The sequence below is a fragment of the Amycolatopsis sp. PSD-21 genome (assembly GCF_055561455.1).
Map to the genome: position 1 here is coordinate 9,019,246 of NZ_CM145712.1, position 17,832 is coordinate 9,037,077.

General features: G+C 69.2%; 18 protein-coding genes and 2 tRNA genes. 13 read left to right on the plus strand and 7 right to left on the minus strand.

Annotated features, from left to right (window positions below):
• On the minus strand, positions 1-1,641 hold the full coding sequence (locus ACZ1DY_RS42490; protein ID WP_465483065.1) for an N-6 DNA methylase: 1,641 nt from the start codon (positions 1,639-1,641) through the stop codon (positions 1-3).
• Positions 1,642-1,718: 77 nt separating this feature from the next.
• Between ACZ1DY_RS42490 and ACZ1DY_RS42495 the strand changes: the two genes are divergently transcribed.
• The 6 genes from ACZ1DY_RS42495 (at position 1,719) to ACZ1DY_RS42520 (ending at position 6,391) form a co-directional block, all read left to right on the plus strand.
• Positions 1,719-2,465, plus strand: a complete 747-nt coding sequence (locus tag ACZ1DY_RS42495; protein ID WP_465483066.1) for a PP2C family protein-serine/threonine phosphatase — start codon at positions 1,719-1,721, stop codon at positions 2,463-2,465.
• Positions 2,466-2,537: 72 nt separating this feature from the next.
• Positions 2,538-2,622: transfer RNA gene (locus ACZ1DY_RS42500), tRNA-Ser, on the plus strand.
• 140 nt (positions 2,623-2,762) lie between these two features.
• On the plus strand, positions 2,763-3,023 hold the full coding sequence (locus ACZ1DY_RS42505) for a hypothetical protein (RefSeq protein ID WP_005167132.1): 261 nt from the start codon (positions 2,763-2,765) through the stop codon (positions 3,021-3,023).
• A gap of 1 nt (position 3,024) precedes the next feature.
• A complete protein-coding gene (locus ACZ1DY_RS42510) occupies positions 3,025-3,270 on the plus strand; it encodes a hypothetical protein (protein WP_016337967.1) in 246 nt (81 codons plus the stop codon).
• A 15-nt stretch (positions 3,271-3,285) separates the two neighbouring features.
• Positions 3,286-6,027, plus strand: a complete 2,742-nt coding sequence (locus ACZ1DY_RS42515) for an FtsK/SpoIIIE domain-containing protein (protein ID WP_465483067.1) — start codon at positions 3,286-3,288, stop codon at positions 6,025-6,027.
• Entirely contained in the window at positions 6,020-6,391 is a 372-nt protein-coding gene (locus ACZ1DY_RS42520; protein ID WP_126737551.1) for a hypothetical protein, read from the plus strand. The genes ACZ1DY_RS42515 and ACZ1DY_RS42520 overlap by 8 nt, the downstream gene beginning before the upstream one ends.
• 762 nt (positions 6,392-7,153) lie before the next feature.
• On the opposite strand, the gene ACZ1DY_RS42525 is transcribed toward ACZ1DY_RS42520, so the two are convergent.
• A complete protein-coding gene (locus tag ACZ1DY_RS42525) occupies positions 7,154-9,631 on the minus strand; it encodes an endonuclease/exonuclease/phosphatase family protein (protein WP_465483068.1) in 2,478 nt (825 codons plus the stop codon).
• 157 nt (positions 9,632-9,788) lie between these two features.
• Here ACZ1DY_RS42525 and ACZ1DY_RS42530 point away from each other — a divergent pair, with 157 nt between their 5' ends.
• The gene (locus ACZ1DY_RS42530; protein WP_465483069.1) at positions 9,789-11,117 is read left to right on the plus strand and encodes a BNR-4 repeat-containing protein; all 1,329 of its coding nucleotides are present in this window, start codon (positions 9,789-9,791) and stop codon (positions 11,115-11,117) included.
• 125 nt (positions 11,118-11,242) lie between these two features.
• A complete protein-coding gene (locus ACZ1DY_RS42535) occupies positions 11,243-11,425 on the plus strand; it encodes a hypothetical protein (protein WP_126737549.1) in 183 nt (60 codons plus the stop codon).
• A 290-nt stretch (positions 11,426-11,715) separates the two neighbouring features.
• Here the strand turns inward: ACZ1DY_RS42535 and ACZ1DY_RS42540 are convergent, their stop codons facing one another.
• A complete protein-coding gene (locus tag ACZ1DY_RS42540; RefSeq protein WP_465483070.1) occupies positions 11,716-12,174 on the minus strand; it encodes a limonene-1,2-epoxide hydrolase family protein in 459 nt (152 codons plus the stop codon).
• A gap of 94 nt (positions 12,175-12,268) precedes the next feature.
• Between ACZ1DY_RS42540 and ACZ1DY_RS42545 the strand changes: the two genes are divergently transcribed.
• Both ACZ1DY_RS42545 and ACZ1DY_RS42550 read left to right on the plus strand, forming a co-directional pair.
• Positions 12,269-12,814, plus strand: a complete 546-nt coding sequence (locus ACZ1DY_RS42545) for a DUF305 domain-containing protein (protein ID WP_465483071.1) — start codon at positions 12,269-12,271, stop codon at positions 12,812-12,814.
• Positions 12,815-12,856: 42 nt separating this feature from the next.
• Positions 12,857-12,944 (plus strand) — tRNA-Ser (locus ACZ1DY_RS42550).
• A 47-nt stretch (positions 12,945-12,991) separates the two neighbouring features.
• Here ACZ1DY_RS42550 and ACZ1DY_RS42555 read toward each other — a convergent pair.
• The 3 genes from ACZ1DY_RS42555 to ACZ1DY_RS42565 all read right to left on the minus strand — a co-directional run bounded on the left by ACZ1DY_RS42555 (position 12,992) and on the right by ACZ1DY_RS42565 (position 14,241).
• The gene (locus ACZ1DY_RS42555) at positions 12,992-13,198 is read right to left on the minus strand and encodes a CsbD family protein (RefSeq protein WP_126737547.1); all 207 of its coding nucleotides are present in this window, start codon (positions 13,196-13,198) and stop codon (positions 12,992-12,994) included.
• Positions 13,199-13,282: 84 nt separating this feature from the next.
• A complete protein-coding gene (locus ACZ1DY_RS42560; RefSeq protein WP_126737563.1) occupies positions 13,283-13,735 on the minus strand; it encodes a nucleoside deaminase in 453 nt (150 codons plus the stop codon).
• A 23-nt stretch (positions 13,736-13,758) separates the two neighbouring features.
• Positions 13,759-14,241, minus strand: coding sequence for a tRNA adenosine deaminase-associated protein (locus ACZ1DY_RS42565; protein WP_197684721.1), 483 nt, complete (start codon positions 14,239-14,241; stop codon positions 13,759-13,761).
• Positions 14,242-14,317: 76 nt separating this feature from the next.
• Here ACZ1DY_RS42565 and ACZ1DY_RS42570 point away from each other — a divergent pair, with 76 nt between their 5' ends.
• Both ACZ1DY_RS42570 and ACZ1DY_RS42575 read left to right on the plus strand, forming a co-directional pair.
• Entirely contained in the window at positions 14,318-15,547 is a 1,230-nt protein-coding gene (locus ACZ1DY_RS42570) for a M20 metallopeptidase family protein (RefSeq protein WP_192742588.1), read from the plus strand.
• Positions 15,548-15,580: 33 nt separating this feature from the next.
• Complete coding sequence (locus ACZ1DY_RS42575; RefSeq protein ID WP_465483072.1) at positions 15,581-16,051, plus strand: heme-degrading domain-containing protein; 471 nt, start codon at positions 15,581-15,583, stop codon at positions 16,049-16,051.
• A gap of 5 nt (positions 16,052-16,056) precedes the next feature.
• On the opposite strand, the gene ACZ1DY_RS42580 is transcribed toward ACZ1DY_RS42575, so the two are convergent.
• A complete protein-coding gene (locus tag ACZ1DY_RS42580; protein WP_465483073.1) occupies positions 16,057-16,440 on the minus strand; it encodes a hypothetical protein in 384 nt (127 codons plus the stop codon).
• 122 nt (positions 16,441-16,562) lie between these two features.
• Here ACZ1DY_RS42580 and ACZ1DY_RS42585 point away from each other — a divergent pair, with 122 nt between their 5' ends.
• Entirely contained in the window at positions 16,563-17,477 is a 915-nt protein-coding gene (locus ACZ1DY_RS42585) for a dihydrodipicolinate synthase family protein (RefSeq protein WP_465483074.1), read from the plus strand.
• Positions 17,478-17,832 lie beyond the last annotated feature (355 nt).

A 17,832-nucleotide genomic window follows, 5' to 3' on the forward strand; every position in this document is an offset into this window, starting at 1 on the left:
CTATTTCTCCGGCTTGAGCTGGCCCTCAGTCAGTCCCGTCAAGCCTAGCCTCACCAGCTCCAGGCCCGATTCCGCCGCCTCGCGCAGGGCAGCTTCGAAGGCGGCGAGCCGGGTGAACGCCACCCCGTGGGTGCGCTGCGTCTCGATCGGCAGGCGCGGGATCCGGGTGCGCTTGAGGTCGATCCTCGTCGAAGAGGTCGGCGCTATCTGCCCCGCCGCGCGCAGGCACCCGGCGAGGAAGGCGGCGTCCAGCCGGTCAGGATCGGTGCGGTACTTCGACATCGTCGGTTCGACCTCGATTGTCTCTCCACTGTGGACATACGCGGGCACGGAGGGCGACGCGACCACGTCCCCCTCTTCCACCGATTCCGGCACGGTGAGCACGCCGGACTTCAGCAGCTCGCCGATCGTGACGTACGAGGGCTTCTCTTCAGACACCGCGAGCGACGGCAGTTCCGGCCGGATCCCCTCGAAATACCTGCGGACCTCGAGAAAGGCTTCGCCCGCGTGTTCGTCCCGATCCTGGTACCGCGCGGGGGAAAGGTCGATCTCCTCGTCGAGCAGATCGATGATCCGGACCGTGCCCGGCACATCCACGCCACGCAGGTATTCCTCCACAGTGGACGGATCGGTCGCCAGCAGCAGCCGGGACGGCGGCCGCTCCCCGGGTTCCGGACGCCGCAGCAGCCAGAGATCCGCGCCGCCGACCGTGACCACGGCGCGCAAAGCCCCGGCCCGCAACAGGTTCCCGCGGATCCGCCGCCCGGTGCGGCGTCCGGCGGCGGCGGGCGGCATCCGGATCGCGACCAGCCCGCCGGGTTTCACGTGCGCGAGACAGTGCTGCACCCAGGCCAGTTCCGGTTCGCCGCGCGGCGGCTGGCCGTACACCCAGCGCGGGTCGCCGACGAGTTCGTCGTAGCCCCATTCCCGTTCGTTGAACGGTGGATCGCAGACGACGGCGTCCGCGAGAACCCCCTCGAAGGAGTCCATCGACAGGGCGTCCGCCCCGTACATCTCCATGTCCGCGCCCGCGAGCAGCAGCCGGTGCGCCGCGATGCACGAGGTCGCCGGATCGCCGGTCTGGCCGAGCAGCCGGGTCCCGCCGGAGGCGAGCAGCAGCGTCCCGAAGCCGCATGCCGGGTCGAGCACCACGCCGGGCGCGGGGCCGATGAGCCGGGACATCAGCTCAGCCACCGGCTCCGGGGTGACGGACAACTGCCGGGAGTGCGCCTCGACGTAGCGCTCGCACAGGAACTCGAAGGCCTCGCGCGCGCCCCGCTCAGCGGCGAAGCGGTCCAGCAGTTCGAGCAGCTCCGCGTCGTCGTAACGCGGCGAAAAGGTCCACGCGTGTTGCCGCGACAGGTACGAGCCCACCCGGCCGACCCGGTCACCGAGCGCCAGGTCGTCGCCGAGGTTCCGCAGCCGCTGCCAGATCCGGTCCCCGAGCGAGATCTCGACCGGTTTCCCCCGCTCACGCAGCCACTTTTCGACGGCAACCAGGGAAAAGAAGGGGCTCGACGCCGTCCCGCCGACGGGCGGCGGAAAATCACCGTAACGTCGGCGCCAGTTGCTGACGGCGGCGCGGCCGACGCCCGCGATCCGCGCGATGTCCGCCGCGGTGACGGTGGCTTGCTCCTCCATCGCCGCATCGTAACCGACAGCGGACTATTCCAGCCCTTTGTTTGTGAACTCAGTACACAACTGCTTTACTGGGTCCCATGAGGTACACCCTTCGGTACGCCGCCGGCTCCGACGTCGGGCGGCGCCGCCAGGTCAACCAGGACTCGGTCTACGCCAGCACCAGGATGCTGGCCGTCGCCGACGGTATCGGCGGCCAGCCGCACGGCGAGGTGGCCAGCGCCGAGGCGGTGGGCGTCCTGTCCCGGCTCGACAAGGACCTCCACGGTTTCGACCTCGCGGACGTCGACCTGGTCGAGGTGCTCTCCGGCGGCCTTCGCGCCATCGACGACCGGCTCGCCGCGACGGCCGAGCAGGAGCCCGAGACGCGGGGCATGGGTACCACCCTCACGGCCGTGCTGTTCGACGGCTCCCACTTCACGGCCGCCCACATCGGCGACTCGAAGGGCTACCTGCTGCGCGGCGGCACGCTTCAGCGCTTCACCCGCGACCACACGCTCGCGCAGGCCCTCGCGGACGACGGGCGTATCGACCCTTCGGAGGTCGAGGGGCATCCTCGCGGCTCGCTGTTGATGAAGGCGCTGTTGAGCACCGGCAGCGGCGAAGCCGACATCTGGACCTTCGACGCCACACCCGGAGACCGTCTCCTGCTGTGCTCGGACGGGTTAACGGCAACGGTTGTCGAAACCGTTATCAAAGACGTCCTGGGGGCCTTCCAAGATCCCGCGGAGGCCGTCCCAAGGCTGATCGACCTGGCCAACGAAGGCGGCGGACCGGACAACATCACCTGCGTCGTTGCCGACGTTCTCGCCCCCGCGCCCGCCTGAGCCCGCGGAGCCGCAAGCGCAGGTCAGACCCGCCTTCGAGGGGGCGGAAGGGCATCCGGTAAAGTTCTCCACGGAGGATTGGCCGAGCGGCCTAAGGCGCACGCTTGGAAAGCGTGTTGGGTTCACGCCCTCGCAGGTTCGAATCCTGTATCCTCCGCCGTCAGCAAGGCCCCGGACGTTCCGACGTCCGGGGCCTTGTTGATTACTTAGCAGGACCTTCACTTAACAGAGTCAGTTGATCACGCTAAGTTTAACAGTGGTCGTTCCAGCCCCCGACGTCCCAAGGAGTCCGCCAAAATGGCCGGAGTCGAAGAGATCCGCGCTGGTATCGCGCTCGCGAACGAGAAGGCATCCGCGAGCATCGCCGCACTTCAGCAGGCAGCGCAGTCTCTCGAAGAAGCCCAGCTTTCGCTTTCCCAGGCCACCCAGGGCAGCACCCAGCACGAGGTGAGCCAGGCGCACGGGCTCCTCGCCGAGGCCCTGCAGGGCATCACCGGGATGCAGAGCACCATCCAGGCGGGCATCTCGTCGGCCGAGTCGTACTCGACCCGTCTCTGACATGTACCTCGAGGAGCTGCACCAGCTGCTGACGGCCGTCCAAACCGGCCTCGCCGACGGACGCGCTCACGCGGAGCGGGCCAGGAGCCTGCTCGAAGAGTCCCGGCGCGCCATCGTGGAACCCCAGGCCCAAGCCGTGCCATGGGTGCCGCCGCAGCTGGCGCAGGCCGACGAGGGAATGGAAAACCTCCTGACGCGCCTTTCCGCCGCTGACGACCTGGTCAGCGGTTACCAATCCCGCCTCTGAGATCGGCGAGCCGGTATGGGCAGCAAAGCGAGTGAACAGCGCAATCGCGTCGTTACGGCGCTCGAGCGGGTCCGGCACCAGATCGGCCTCGTCCTCGGCGCCGCCGCCGGCGCCCGCCAGTCCGCCGAGGCGGAGCTGGCCAAACTCGAACTGGAGCAGCACATAGTCCGGGTGGGGATGAACAACTCCACCTCGGACCAGTACGCCGAATGGTCCCGGCATCCCGCCGCGAACGAGGTGTTCGGCCTGCTCGGCAGCGTGCGCGGCCAGTTCTACGCGGACTGGGAAGCGGGCCCGAACGCGTTGCGCGAGCTCGTCGCGCACAACGCGCCGGGGCCCGCGAGCCAGCCGCCGGGCAACTGGCTCGGCCGCGTCGGCGGGAATCCCGGCATCACCGCGCCGGGGCTGTGGCGCGTCGGCTCGGCGACCGTTTCGGGCAAGGACGTCCCGCGCACGTTCGACGTCGCGGTGCCCCTGCTCGACGAGTCGCATCTGTCCATCACGTCGGCGCCCAAGACCAGGGCCGCGGTGGACGGCATCGTGCAGAACCTGCTGATGCGGATCCTGAGCACGTTCGAACCCGGCGCGGTGCGCGTCCACCTGTGGGACGTCGGGCAGCTGACCGCGATCCTGCCCGACCTGTATCCGCTGAGCCGCACGAGCGCGCTCACGCTGTACGACCCGGGACGGCTCGAAGACCTCCTCGACGAACTGGCGGGCCACATCCGCCGGATCCACGCGACCGGGATGCAGGCGGGTCACACGTCGCTGCGGGAGATCCGGCGGGCGAGCGGCCAGCGCGTCGAACCGTTCCGCGTCGCGGTGCTCTACGGCAACGGCGAAACGCTCGAACCGGAACGCGCCCGCGAACTGAAACGGGTCGCCACCGGGGCGCTCGCGGCCGGGATCTGCCTGATCCTGATCGACGTGCCGACCATGCTGTCGACTTCGGTCGAATCGCTGAGCCTGTACGACGAGCGGCACGCGAAGAGCAGCATGACCGGCCCCGACCTGGTCGTCGACCTGGATCCGCCGATGCCGTCCGGGCAGGTCATCCGCGCCGCCGGCCGGATCGCCGAGGCGCTGATCGCCAAACAGGGCGGGCCGCGCGCGTTCGCCGACCTCCTGCCGACCGAACTGGGCAAGGAAAGCTCGGCGCGGGAGCTGCGGGCACCGGTCGGGTTCTTCGAGGGCGAGCCGGTGGAGGTCGTCATCGGCGACGCCAGCCCGCACGTGCTCATCGGCGGGCCGAGCGGTTCGGGGAAGACGAACTTCCTGTACTCGCTGCTCGGCAGCCTCGCGGCGCGGTACTCGCCGGACGAGCTCGCGCTGTACCTGCTGGACTTCAAGGAGGGCGTGTCGTTCGCCGGGCTCGCGCCGGGACGGCGGGACGCCAGCTGGCTGCCGCACGCCAAGCTCATCGGGGTCAACGTCAACACCGACCGCGAGTTCGGCCTGGCCCTGCTGCGCTTCCTCGCCGACGAGCTGCGCCGCCGGTCCGCCGCGGCGAAACTGCACGAGGTCACCAACCTCTCGGACCTGCGCGAACAGGACCCCGGCGGGCACTGGCCGCGGATCGTCGCGGTGATCGACGAATTCCAGTACCTGTTCGCCGGCCGCGACGGCGTGACGGCGACCGCGACCCAGCTGCTGGAGGACATCGCGCGGCGAGGCCGGTCGCAAGGTATCCACCTGGTGCTGGCGAGCCAGGACGTCGCCGGGATCGAGGCCTTCTGGGGCAAACCGGCGGTGTTCGAGCAGTGCACGCTGCGGATCGCGATGCCGAAGGCGCGGCGCGTGCTGGCCGAGACCAACAACGCGGCGGTCTCGGCGCCCAAGTGGCACGCGGTGATCAACCACGATTCCGGGGTGGCGCACGGAAACCAGCTCGCCCACGTGCCGGACGCGAGCACCAAGGACGTCTTCAACAAGCTGCAGCACCGGCTCTGGGAGCAGTACTCGGAGTCTTTCAAGCGGCCACGGCTGTTCGACGGGGCGCATTCCCCGGTGCTGGAACAGTTCCCGGCGTTCGCGGACCTGAAGCCGACCGACCGGCCGCGGGCGCTGCTCGGGCAGTCCATCGACGTCGACGAGGCCGCCTGCGGTGTCGAGCTGCCGAAGGCTCCGGGACGCAACGTCGCCGTCCTCGGCGCGGCGACCGCGGAAGCACTGTCCATCATGGACTCCGCCGCCCGATCGCTCGCCCGCCAGTATCACTGCGATTCGGTGGAGTTCGTGCTCTCGTGCCCCATCGAGGCGTCCGTCCCCGCCGTGGAGGAGCTGGCCGAGCGGCTGCGCGCGGACGGACACGAGGCCACCCTTGTCGATGATCTGCCCGGCCGGGTAATCGATATCGCGGAGAATCTGTCCTCTTTGGACAAAGCACGGGTACTGCTGCTGTACGGCGTCGACGCGTCGATCCCCGCGCTGGAGGCGAAGGCGCCCGGACAGCTCAAGAGCGGTCTGGATCAGCTGCGGGTCTTGCTGAAGCAGGGCCCGACGCACGGCGTCCACACCATCGGCTGGTGGCGCAGCATCGCGCGGCTGAAGGACACGCTCGGTTTCGCGGGCACGGACGACATCGGGACCTGGGCGGCGTTGGACGTCCAGGGCAACGAACTGTCGCCGTTCGCCGCCGGCCAGGTCGTGCACTGGTCACCGCGGCCGGGGCGGGCGCTGTTCTTCGACCGCACCACCCACGGTGCCCCTGAGGTGATCATCCCGTTCCAGCGTCCGGAAGGGCTTCTCGATGGATGACGGCATCACCGCGGCCATGCGGTACAAGGAGATCGTCGGCCTCGCGCGCGCTTCGGCGGAGAACCTGCGCAACTGGGAGATCGGCCGCGCGGACGAACTGGAGGCGCGTCTGGCCGAGGCGCACCAGGCCGTCGCGGACGCCGCCGAACGCGAGCAGCGCGCCGTCGACCGGTGCACGCGCTGGTGGAAGATGGCGCAGCACAACGTCGAGGGCCTCTCGTGGCTGCCCGACGACGAGGCCCCGCGCCCGGTGCCGACCGCGCGGCCCGGCTACCTGGAGAAGTACCTGGAAGAGGTCAAGCCGAGCTACCAGGAACTCGTGCAGGCGGTGCTTTCCCTCGGCTGGCGCGCCAAACGCTCCTGACCCCCGCGCGTCGTCCCTCCAATCACGCGAGGCGTCCCTCCAATCACGCGAGGCGTCCCTCCAATCACGCGAGTTCGCTGTCCAATCACGCGAGTTACGCCTCTGATCACGCGAGTTACGCCTCCAAGCACGTGAGTTACGTCCCCAATCATGTGTGTTACGCCTCCGATCACGCGTACTCGATGGTGGGGGCTCGTGATCGGACGGACGACACGCGTGATTGGAGGGACGACACGCGTGACTGGGCGGCCGACACAGGTGTTCGAGGGCGTAACTCGCGTGATTAAGGGCGTAACTCGCGTGATTGGGGCCGGAACTCGCGTGATTGGGGACGTAACTCGCGTGGGTCGGGGCGTAACTCGTGCAGGCGGTGCTTTCCCTCGGCTGGCGCGCCAAACGCTCCTGACCCCCGCGTGCCGTCCCTCCGATCACGCGAGGCGTCCCTCCAATCACGCGAGTTCTCCGTCCAATCACGAGTGTGCGCCCCCTGATCACGCGAGTTACGCCTCCAAGCACGTGAGTTACGTCCCCAATCATGTGTGTTACGCCTCCGATCACGCGTACTCGATGGAGGGGACTCGTGATCGGACGGACGACACGCGTGACTGAGCGGACGACACGCGTGACTGGAGGGACGACACGCGTGACTGGGCGACCGACACAGGTGATTGAGGGCGTAACTCGCGTGATTGAGGGCGCAACTCGCGTGAAGGCCCCCTTCCCTCGGCTCAGCCGAGGGAAGGGGGCCTTCACGCGAGAAAGTTACGGCTTCGGCAGGTAAGGGCCGAGCACCTTCTCCAGGTAGTCCGCCAGGTCGTGGAAGGCGTCCTGGACGGGGTTGCCCGCGCTCGGCCGGAACCGCAGCACCTGCGGGTCGTGGTCGCTCGCCTGCTTCGCGAACTCGGCGTTCAGGTGGACGACGTCGTAGTCGAGACCGCGCGGCGCCCTCGACGCCAGGATGTGGTCCAGCACCTGCGACTGGCCCTCGAAAACGTAGCTGTACCGCTCGTTCTCGGGCAGCGTCGCGATGAGGTCCTTCAGCGCGCCACCGGCGGTCAGCGTCTCGACGGCGGGCGAGAACGGGTAGTCGTTCAGGTCACCAGCCACGACGATGTTCGCGTTCTTGTCCGACGCGAGCAGCTTGTCGATGAAGCCACGGAGCACGGTCGCCTGCTTGGCCCGCTGCACCTCGGAGCTCCGGACCGGCGGCTGGTTGCGGCCGTGGGTCGGCTGGTCGCCGCCCTTGGAGTTGAAGTGGTTCGCGATGACGAACACGGTGCGGCCCTTGAAGACGAACTCGCCGACCAGCGGCTTGCGGCTGGCTTCCCACGCCTCGTTCCCTGGCTCGACCCGGCCGGGCGAGACGGTCAGGTGGGTCTTGCCGCGTTCCTTGACCACGTCGACGGGCGTGGTCGCGGTACCACCCGGCCGGTCCACAAAGGACACCCGAGCCGGGTTGAACAGGAAGCCGACGCGGATGTTGCCGCCCGGCTGACCGCCGTCCTTACCGTTCTCCGGGTCGATCTGGCGCCACTCGTATCGCGGGCCACCGGCGGCGACGATCGCGTCGACGAACTTCCGCAACGTCTGGTCGGCGGCGACGGTGCCGTCGTTCGCCGGCCCGTTGTTGTCCTGGATCTCTTCCAGGTTCAGGATGTCCGGCTTCGCCAGGTTGCCGACGACGGCCTTGGCCAGCTCCCCGAACTTCTCCGCACTGTCCAAAGCGGACAGGTTCTCGACGTTGTAGGTCGCCACGGCGAGCTCACCGCTGCGCTGCGCGCGGGTGCTCTCGCGCTGCAACCCGTTGTCCTTGGCGGCGCCCAGCTTCGTCGCGAACAGCGTGTAGCCGCCGAAGTTGCTGTATTCGACCGGGCCGGAGGTCTCGCCGGTGAGCACGTCGCCGGTGTTGACCTTCGGGAACGGCTGCTGGGCGAACGGGATCAGCGACGCGACCTTGAGCACGCCGGTGTTGAGCCGGTCGTAGTCCAGGTACACCGCGCCACCGCGGACGCTCGGGTTCTGCTTCGGCTTGGTGGTCACGTAAAGCTCGTTGAACGACGACGTCGGGCCGACGACGCGCGCGTCGGAGACGCTGACGATCTCGCTCTCGTGGGTCTCCCAGAAGTCCAGCGAGTACTTCGCCGGCTCCAGCGGCAGGGGCTCGATGTTGCCGCCCGGCGCGGGGGCGACGGTGTCCGGGACCGTGTCCGGCGAGACGACGATCGGTGCGGGCAAAGCGTTCCCGCTCGACAGGACCGTCCACTGTGCACTCGTCAGCTCGGTGAGTGACTGGTACGGCGAGGTCGCGGGAGCGTCCGGGTAGAACTCGCGGACGGTGCCGCCCGCGGTCACCGCGTCGCCGACGGCCACGGCGGGCGTCGTCGAACCGGTGAAGACGAACAGACCCTCGCTCGTACGCGGGTCGGCGTCGGGCGCGGTGTCGGTGAGCCAGAACCCGCGCGCCGAACCGAAGCTCCGGATCGCGGTCACGACGCCGGTGACCCCGGCGACCTTCCGGTCCTTGAACGGCGAGATCCGGGTGGTGCCCTGGATGTCGTGGATCTTCGCGTCGACCGGCGGCGGGCCGGTCTCGCCCGGCGTCTCACCCTTGGCGTTGGTCGGGGTGGGCGCGCCCGAGGTGAAGTCGGCGGCGTTGTCGTCGGTGTCCGCGAGCGTCGTCCCCCTGGCGACGGAGGCGGTGTTGGACGGCGCCGGCGCCGTGGATCCCTCGCGGATGACGGCGGCCGCGCCGAAGCCGACCAGGTCCTTGATCCGGGTGTCGGCCGCGCAGTCGGCGGCCGTCTTGCAGGTCAGGGCCGCGGTGCCCTGGACGAGCGCGATGGTGCCCGCGGTGGCGGACAACGCCAGCGAGCCGGTGGCGTCCGGCGTCGGCAGCGCGACGGTGCCGCCCGAGCCCTTCGCCTGCGCGATGAGATACCGCGCGCCCGCGGCGACACTGCCGGTCAGCGGCGTGACCTGCCAGCTGTTCCCCGACGCGGGCGCGTACTGGACGCTGAAGCCGTCGAGGCTCACGGCGGCCGTGCCGCGGTTGGCGAGTTCGACGAAGTCGTTGGTCAGCGTGGCGCCCGAGTTGCCGCCACCGCCGTAGACCTCGGCGATCACGGCGTCGGCGCTGGGCGCGGCGAGCGCGGCCGGAGCGGTGATGCCGCTCACGACCAGGCCGGAGGCGACGGCCACGGTCAGGGCCCGTCTCCGGGCGGCACGTCGGGAAATGGTCACGCTGAGTCCCCTTTTCACAAGATCGGTCGAGGCATACTCCCCCGAACAAGTGAAATGAGGAAGACGGCAAGGCAACGATTCGTCACCGCTAGCCCGTTCGGACCCTCGCGTGCGAAGATCGAGCTCCGCCGCCTGTTACGCACCAGGAGGCGTCTTCATGCGCAGACTGCTTTGCGCGATCGTCGCGGCCGGTCTCGTGATCCCCGTTCCCCCGGCGGCCGCCAAGCCACCGGAAAAGGCGGCGTTCGAAGTGATGACCCCGGCGAGCACGGTCGCGTCGCGCACCGACCGGCGGCCGAACGCGGGCGGCATCTTCGACCCCGTCGCGCGCAAGACCTTCATCTCGTGGTCCGGCAAGGCCGCGGACACCTACGTCCAGGCCTACGACCACCGGACCGGCGCCTGGACGGCGCCGAAGAAGATCGCCGACGGCGAGTCCGATCCGCACAACTACCCCACGATGCTGCTGGCCGGCGACGGGCATCTGCTGATCTTCCGCGGGATGCACAACAAGCGGACCGTGCTCAGCCGCGCGCCGCTCGCGCATTCCCTCGACGGCACCTGGACCGACGTCGAGGTCCCCGAGGGTGCCGCGGCGAGCTACCCGATGCCGGTGAAGACCGTCGACGGCACGCTGTTCCTGTTCTACCGGGAGACCACGAAGGAACTGGATCCGACGGCGGACTCCGACTTCCGCCCGATGAAGTACCTCGTTTCCCGCGACCACGGGAAGACGTGGAAGAACTCCGTGCGGCTGACCGGGAAGCCGTGGGCGTTCGGCTCGCTGGGCCGGGCCGACCACATGGACGAGATCTACGTCGGGCAGCTTCGGTACCTGCCGTCGTCCGGGCGGATCCAGTTCGTCTACACGCTCGCGGGCGGCGGGCCCGGCCAGCACAAGCACGACGTCTACCACCGGAACGTCTACTACCTGTCGTTCGACGTCCGCACCCTGCGCTTCTTCTCCGCCGCGGGCCACGACCTCGGCACGCAGGTGGACGACGCCGAACAGGAGCGGTACCTCAAGGTCGTCGAAACGCCGCTCGAACTCCCCGGCGGGCTCAAGTCGCCGGACTACATCCTGCAGGTCGGCACCCAGCGCGACGGCAAACCGTTCGTCACCTGGTTCCAGTTCGACGCCGCCGGCTCGCCGCGCGATTTCGCGGGCGCGTGGAACGGCCGGAACTGGGAAGTGCGCGAAGTCGCGAACGGGCTCCGATTGCGCGAGATCGAACAGCTCAATGGCGGCACCTGGCGCGTTTACGGAACACGTGACGGAAAGCCGGGCATCGAAACGTTCTTGCTCGAGAACGGCCGCGTCTGGAAGCCGGAAACCTTGATCACCACACCGAAACCGGTCCAGCGCGTCGAAGTGATCACCGGTTTCCGGGATCCGGCCCGCATTCTGGCGACCGGCGCGTCCAGTGCCCGTGACGTCTCCGTGGCCGACGGTGACATTTATGTCGCGGGAGCCCCGCGCAAATAGCCCATTGGTGTTCCGCTGCCTTAAATGAACCTCAAGTCGGGGTACAACCCGGCAATTCCGGAGCTACCTTGGCGACGTGAGCGAGGACACAAATCCTCGGCTCACGTCGCCGGAGGAGGTGTCCGATGAACTGGCTCATCGTCGGTACGGCACTGGTTCTGCTGCTGAGCATCGCACTGGCCGTCGATCTGCGCGACCGGGAACGCGGCGGACGGCCGGTGGCCCATTTCGGCGGCGCGCGGCTCGACGCCGTACTGCGCGAGGCTGACTTGAGCGAACGGCTTCTCGACGCTCACCGGGGAGGGTGAGCAGGGGGAACTGGGGGCGCACCGCCGGTGCACGGGACCCGTCGGGGGAGGACGGGGCCCGTACACCGGCGGTGTGTCATTTCCGCCTCGTGAGGGGCAAGGACGGTCCGAGCCGCTGGGTGTCGCGAAAGCCACTTTCGGGGCACCAGACGTCCCGAAAGTGGCTTTCGCGACATCCCGGCACTCGGGGCAGGTGGCGTACGGACGTTGCGAAAGTGGCTTTCGCAACGTGCCTGTGCCGCGGCTGGGCCCGCAACCTGTGTTCCGCCTCGTGAGCGGTAAGGACGGTTCTAACCGTCCTTACCGCTCACGAGGTTCTGCCGCGTCTTGTACTTCCCGATGAGCGACTTCGCGCCGGCGACCGCCGCCTTGCCCGCGCCCTTCGCGCTCGCCGCCAGGAACGTCGTCCAGTCGAAGTAATCGCGCCACAGCACGATCCGGCCGTCGCGCACTTCGAACGTGCCGCACACCCAGAACTCGGCCTCCCACGAACCACGCCGCAGGACGTCAGTGCGCTCGGTCAGCACGATCGGCCCGTCGGCGGCGATGTGGTGGGTGCGCGCCTCGAACCCGCTGCCGTAACGGGCCATGGTGCGCAACTGCTTCTCCACCGCGGAAAGGCCGCGGGCGGGCGGCAGCGGGACGTTCTGATAGACGATGTCGATCGCCACGAAGCCGAGCGCCCGATCGATGTCGAACTCTTCGAGGGCCTGAAGGAAACCGGTCACCACTGTCTTCGGATCCGTCATGCCTGCCAAGGCTAATCCGATTTTGAACCGCCGGAAGGTCACAGCCGTATCACCGGGCGGAGGGGCCGGTTTTCCCCTGACTACGGAGGTATCGATGCGACGGCGACTGCCGATGGCACTGTTCGGGCTGGTCGTGTGGGTGCTCGCGGGCTGTTCGTCGGCCACGGGCGCCGCACCGGCGGCACCGGGCGCCAACCAGGCCGACATCACCTTCTCCCAGCAGATGGTCCCGCACCACCAGCAGTCGATCCAGGTCGCGAACCTGGCCTCGGACCGGTCGGCCTCGGAGTTCGTGAAGGCCACCGCCGCCAAGATCGTCAAGGCCGAGTCGGCGGAGGTCCAGACGATGACCGGCTGGCTGCAGTCCTGGAACGCGGCCGTCCTGCCCGCGGCGGGTCACGCCGGGCACGCGATGCCGGGGATGATCACCGAGGGGCAGGTCGCCTCGCTGCAGAATCTGTCGGGCGCCGAGTTCGACAAGGTGTGGCTCCCGCTGATGGCCGAACACCTGCGCAACGGCGTCGCGATGGCCAAGACCGTGCTGTCTTCGGGCGAGCACCCCGAGACGAAAGCGCTGGCACAGGAGATCGTGGAGAACCAGACGGCGGCTATCGACGAGATCACCGCGCAGCTTCCTTGACCCCCTGAAGGCCCCGGAAGACCCTCCGGTATTGTTCTCGGCGGTGGCGTGTCCGAGCGGCCGAAGGAGCACGACTCGAAATCGTGTGACGGTTAATACCCGTCCGTGGGTTCAAATCCCACCGCCACCGCAGCGAAGAGCCGGTCTCCGTGGAGACCGGCTCTTCTGCGTCCGGGACTACTTGTTGAACTTGTCCTTGAGGTCCTGCACGCCGCCTTCCGCGCGGTCGCGCAGGTCGTGCCCGGTCTCCTTGACCTGGCCTTCGGTCTGGTCGGCCCGGCCGGAGTTCGCGAGGTCGGAGTTGCCGGTCTTCTCGCCGAGCTTCTCCTTGGCGGCGCCGATGGCCTGTTCGGCCTTGTCCTTCGCCTTGTCGAAAACGCTCATGGCGGATGTTCCTCCTTCGACTGCGGCCGCCGTTTGCGACCGCCTGTCTCCGGGTTACCCGGGCCACGGGATCCGACACATCTGTCACCCGGTGCGGTTACCCCGTTGCCCGTGGAAGAACTCTTCGAGCAGGGCCGCGCATTCGGCCTCCAGCACACCGCCGACGACCTCCGCGCGGTGGCTGAGCCGCCGGTCGCGGACGACGTCCCACAGCGACCCCACGGCCCCGGTCTTGGGCTCCCAAGCGCCGAAGACGACCTTCGCGACCCGGGCCATCACGAGGGCGCCGGCGCACATCGTGCACGGCTCCAGGGTCACGGCGAGCGTGCAGCCTTCGAGCCGCCAGCCGTCGCCGTAGATCTCGGACGCGGCCCGCAGCGCGAGGATCTCCGCGTGCGCCGTCGGGTCCCCGAGTTCTTCGCGGGCGTTGCGCGCGGAGGCGAGCGGGGTCCCGTCCGGCGACAGCACGACGGCGCCGATCGGCACGTCGTCGCCCGCACCTCGCGCCGCGGCGATCGCCGCCCGGACGGCGGCGATGTCGGCGGCGGAGGCTGCGGGGCTCAGATCTCGTCCAGGATCTTCGTGAACTCGGCGGCGAATCCGCACCGCTGCGCGACCATCTGGAGTTGTTCGTCCGGATAGAGGTCGACCTCGCCGACGATCACCTGCAGTTCGGCCCCGGGGAGTCCGAGGTCGGACAGGATCTCCAGGTCGCCTTCCGGCCAGACCGCGTCGTCGTCCTCGTCCGGGGGGTCGACTCTCAGCACGTCGAGGACGTCCGCGGCGATGTCGTAGTCGAGCGCCGCGGCGGCGTCGGACAGCAGCAGGGAGGGGCCTCTCGGGCTCGGCCGGACGATCACGAAGAACTCGTCGTCGACCGCGAGCAGGCCGAACGCGGCCCCTGTCGAACGCAGTTTGCCGAGCTCGGTGATCGCAGCGTCGAGCTCGCCGAGCGCCCCCGGATCAAGGGAACTGCACCGCCACCGACCGTCCTCCCGCACCACGGCCACCGCGAACCCCGTGATCGGCTCTTGCACCGCCATGCGCACACCGTATTCCGCCCGCATTCGGAACGCACGCACGGTGCGCCCGAAGCGCCGCATGCGCCACTATCGAGACATGACCGGACCCACCGACCTGCCCACCCTCCCCGACGCCCGCTTCGCCGGATTGCTGGAGGAGGCCCGCGCGCTCCAGACGAAAACCGTAGAGCTCCGCCGGGAGATCCACCGGAATCCGGAGATCGGGCTCCACCTGCCGAAAACCCAGGCCTCGATCAAGGCGGCCCTCGACGGCCTGCCGCTCGAGATCATCGAGGGCAAATCGACCACTTCGCTGACCGCCGTCCTCCGCGGCGGGAAGCCGGGCCCGGCGATCCTGCTGCGCGGCGACATGGACGCGCTGCCGCTGCACGAGGACACCGGCCTCGACTTCGCTTCCGAGGACGACGGCGCGATGCACGCCTGCGGGCACGACACCCACGTCGCGATGCTGGCGTCGGCCGCGCGGCTGCTCAGCGAGCACGTCGACGAGCTGGCCGGGTCGGTGGTGTTCATGTTCCAGCCCGGCGAGGAGGGCGAGCACGGCGCGCGCCACATGATCCACGAGGGCGTGCTCGACGCCTCGGGCGAACGCGTCGAGAAGGCGTTCGGCCTGCACATCTTCACCCAGGTCGCGTCGGGCATCGTGCAGACCCGGCCTGGGCCGATCATGGCGTCGGCGAACAGCTTCCACGTCACCGTCACCGGCCGGGGCGGGCACGGCTCGGCGCCGCACCAGGCGATCGACCCGGTGCCTGCGGCGGCCGCGATGGTGAGCGCACTGCAGACGATGGTGACCCGCAAGGTCAGCGTGTTCGAGCCCGCGGTGGTCTCGGTCACCCGGATCGAGGCCGGGACGACGACGAACATCATCCCCGAGACGGCGTTCCTGGAGGGCACGATCCGCACGCTGTCCGAGCGGACGCAGGCGTTCGTCCGCGAGGAGCTGCCGAAGGTGTGCGAGGCGGTCGGCGCGGCGCACGGCGTCCGCGTGAGCGCCGAAGTCCTCCCCGGCTACCCCGTGACGGTGAACGACCCCCAGGTCGCGGCGCGCGTGCTGGACCTGGCGGCCGAGGTCCTCGGCGCCCGCAACTCCGAGGTCATGGAGAACCCGGTGATGGGCGCGGAGGACTTCTCCTACGTCCTGCAGCGGGTTCCGGGCGCCTTCGCGTTCCTAGGCGCCTGCCCGCCCGACGCCGACCTGGCCACGGTCGAGGCGAACCACTCGAACCGCGTGGTCTTCGACGAGGACGCGATGGCCAACGGCGTCGCGATGTACGCCGCCTTCGCGCTGGACGCCCTTCGCTAGCCATTACACAACAGCGTTGATTTAATGGGTGGCATGAGCGATGACACCCTGGCCGTCCTGGCCGCACAGGAGGAGCGCCTGGTCTTCCGCCGGTTCGACAACGAGACCGCGCTGGAGCTGGGCGCCCACCTGCTCGCGGCCGCACGGGACCGCGCCCTCCCGGTGACGGTCTCCGTGCGCCGCGGCGGGCAGCGGCTGTTCCACGCGGCGTTGCCGGGCACCTCGGCCGACAACGACGCGTGGATCGACCGCAAGAGCCGCGTCGTCGACCGGTACGGGCACAGCTCGTTTCTCGTCGGCGAGCAGTTCCGCGCGAAGGGCACGACGTTCGAGGCCGATTCCCGGCTCGACCCGGATCTCTACGCCGCGCACGGCGGCGTGTTCCCGGTGATCGTCGAGGGTGTCGGCCCGGTCGGCACCGTCGGCGTCTCGGGCCTGCCGCAGGCCGAGGACCACGCGTTCGTCGTCGAGCAGCTGGAGATCTTCCTCGCCGAACGGTCCTGATCGGGCTAGCGGCCGAGGCGCAAGGTGAGGAAGTCGGCACTGGGCGAGAGATCCGCGTAGTCGACCCGGTAGCCCCCGAAAGCAGCCCCCTCGGCCGCGACCACGTCCATCGTGAACGACACCGCCGGGCCGGTCGACGGCCGGGCGTAGGACATCGTCACGATCGCGCGCCCCGGCGAAGCACACATCTCCCCGATCGGGCACCGCTCGTCCAGCACCGCCAGATAGGCGAGGCGCAGGTCTTCGTCCGGAAGCACCGTCCAGGCGCCCAGGCGGAACGTGAACGCGTCGCCCAACGCCGGCGGGCCCCAGGAGGCGTTCAGGAACACGAGCACCAGACCGAACAGCACCAGTTTCGCCGGGGTCGCCCAGAGCCGCCGTCTTCGCATACCGGAAGTACGCGCGGACCGGCCCTCGAGGTTGCTTCGGACGGTTGTCCCGACCTTCGGGACGACCGTCCGGCACGTCTCCCGTGCTACCGTTGAGTGTCACATCATATATCAGATAGGGCATGCCAGTGACCTCCTCTTCGCGCTTCGACGAGCGGAAACGGCGCCTGTCCGGGGTCGTGGCCATCCCGGTGACGCCGTTCGACGCCGACGGTGCCGTGGATCCGGACGCCTACGCGAAACTGGTGGACCGGGTGATCGAAGGCGGTGTCGGCGTCGTGACACCGAACGGGAACACCGGCGAGTTCTACGCGCTGGACGAGGCCGAGACCCGGCTCTGCCTCGAGCTGACGGTCAAGGCCGCGGCGGGCCGGGCGAGCGTGGTCGCCGGAGTGGGGCACGACGTCCGGACGGCGATCGCCGCGGCGCGGCACGCCGCCGAAGCCGGCGCGGACCTGATCATGATCCACCAGCCGGTGCATCCGTACGTCTCGGCGGAGGGCTGGGTCGAGTACCACCGCGCCATCGCGGCGGCGGTCCCGGAGCTGGGTGTCGTGCCGTACGTGCGCGACGCGCGGATCGACGGCGAGCGGCTGGCGAGGCTCGCCGACGCCGCGGAGAACGTCATCGGGGTTAAGTACGCGGTGCCGGATCCGGTGCGGTTCGCGTCGGTGGCGCGGGACGCCGGGATCGATCGCTTCACGTGGATCGCCGGGCTGGCGGAGCTGTCGGCGCCGGGTTACTTCGCCGTCGGCGCGACGGGGTTCACGTCGGGTTTGGTGAACGTCGCGCCGTCGCTCTCGCTGGAGATGTTCCGCACACTCCGCGACGGTGACTTCCGCGGCGCGATGGCCTGCTGGGAACGCGTCCGGCCGTTCGAGGAGTTACGGGCCGCGGACGGCAACGCCAACAACGTGAGCGTGGTGAAGGAAGCGTTGGCACAGCTGGGTTTGTGCCGCGCCGGCGTCCGGCCGCCGAGCCGCGCGCTGACCGGCGCGGAACGAGAGCGGGTCCGCGCGGCGCTGACGTTTTTCTGACCGTGTCCGCACCCACTGGGGCGGGTGCGGACACGGTGACAGGTCAGAGGTCGTGGCCATCGACGATCGCGGCGTGGCCCGGATGGGCGCCTCGGGGCGCGCTGGTGCGCGGCGGGCGGCTGCTCACCGGCGAGGCCGGTGGGACCATGAGCGCGAAGAACGATGTCTGGCCGGTGCTCCTGTCTCCGATCGATTCTCGCGACCGGACGGAACCGGGGGAAATTTCCCTCGATGTCTTCGACTGTACGCCAGATCGTGCGGCTTTGGTGAATTGCTTCCGCTCCGCCGCCGTGGAACACTGGAGGCAGGCCACGGAGCGACCGTGGCGTGTTGTGGTACCAGTGCCTCTTCTCGG